The organism is Gordonia hydrophobica NBRC 16057 (assembly GCF_001592365.1).
In the GTDB taxonomy this organism is placed as follows: Bacteria; Actinomycetota; Actinomycetes; order Mycobacteriales; family Mycobacteriaceae; genus Gordonia; species Gordonia hydrophobica.
Genome location: NZ_BCWU01000032.1, coordinates 1 through 1509, shown reverse-complemented (window position 1 = coordinate 1509; position 1509 = coordinate 1). Strand labels below are relative to the sequence as shown.

Genomic DNA, 1509 nt, shown 5'->3' with positions numbered 1-1509 from the left:
AGGCCGGCTCCTTCTCAGCGGAGCCGCACCCCGACAGGGTCAGTGCCCCCGCGACTGCCAATGCCGTCAGTGTCCGCCGACGGATGCGGGCGCTCATATGGTTGCTCCGTTGATCACCGAAGTCTTGATCAGGCCGTTCAGTCCCCACCTCTCGGCGATCGACGCCATGACGCCACGATCGATGAGCAACTGGATAGCGGACCGGAGCACGCCGCCCAGAGGCGCTCCCTTAGCGATTGCGAAACCGTAGGGCTGGGAGTCGAAGACAGCGCCTGCTGTCGTCAGAGCTCCGTTGCTGCGGTGCACTTCAGTAGCGACCACCACGGAATCGGCGGACATCGCATCGGCACCACCTTCCTGAAGTGCTCGAACGGCATCCGACTGAGTGGGTGCGGCGACGATCTTGATCGGCTTTGCTCCCACCGTCTCGCACGCCTTGCTCTTGGCGGGTAGTTCAACGGTCTGTTGAACAGTGCCTTTGGCGGCGGCGACGGTGTGCCCGCACGCATCGTTCGGGTCCACCGAATCACCCGCGCGCTGCGCCCATTGAGTACCACCTCGGAAGTACGACACCATGTCGACCGTCCGCTGTCGGGCCAGGGTGGCGAAGAACCCCCGTGAGCCGATGTCGTACACGTGGTCGACGACGCCCGGAAGGATTCGGTCGAAGCGCGTCTGTCGCAGATCAAGACGTAACCCCAGTACCGCGGCCACATTGCTCAGGACGTCGACGTCGAACCCGGTGAGGGTGCCGTCAGCACTCGCCACGACCATCGGCGCGTACGGCGCACTGGTACCCACGGTGAGCGCGCCGGCTGAGCGGATCGGTGCGGGGACCGCCTCTGCCAACTCACGGTCCGCAGTCACTGCCGAACGCGAGGGTGTGCTCGTCAGGTCGGTCTGCTGCTCACCGCCCGCAGTGCAGCCGACCACGAGAGTCGCCGTCGCGAGTCCGACGAGGGACAACGGGATAGATCGGGATCGTCTACCGGTCATACTCAGCGAGCGTAGTTGAGTTGGAGGCGTGCTGAACCGGGGTTCGGTCCGCCCGGCGCTCGCTTGACGATTCCCGGGAGTGACGAGCGACACCCCCGGCCGATTTGGAGTTTCGACTCGAGGTCGTCGTATAGTTATCAAGCCTTCAGCGCCCACCTCGGGACCGAAACGACAACGAACTTCTTCACGGAAGCCGATTTGCTTCGGAAAGAGAAAGTGCAGTAGGCTGGAAAGGTCGCCTCGAACACGAGGTGGTCACCATGAAATTGCAGATGTCTGCTGGAGTTCGGCCGGGTTGTTGTCTGGTTGGTGCTGGTGGGTGTGTGTTCTTTGAGAACTCGATAGTGTGTTTTGGATTTCTTGTGCCGCAAGATTGATTTTTTGTGGCATGGAGATTTTTGGACAGATTTGCTTGCCGACCCTTGTGGGTTGGTGAGTTTTTGGATGAATTTTTTACCATGTCAGTTTTTTGGATTTGGTCAGGTTCTGTTTTTCTGGCTTTTGTGTTGAAAC

1 protein-coding gene is annotated in these 1509 nt (G+C 60.4%); it reads right to left on the bottom strand.

Annotation, left to right across the window (positions count from 1 at the left end; translation table 11 throughout):
* Positions 1-93 precede the first annotated feature (93 nt).
* Positions 94-996 (bottom strand): transporter substrate-binding domain-containing protein, encoded by a 903-nt coding sequence (locus GH2_RS21080; protein ID WP_084247688.1) that lies wholly within the window; start codon positions 994-996, stop codon positions 94-96.
* Positions 997-1509 lie beyond the last annotated feature (513 nt).

Bases quoted from the DNA above. Each gene is read 5' to 3' on its own strand.
- GH2_RS21080 (WP_084247688.1), bottom strand. From the start codon at position 996: ATGACCGGTAGACGATCCCGATCTATCCCGTTGTCCCTCGTCGGACTC.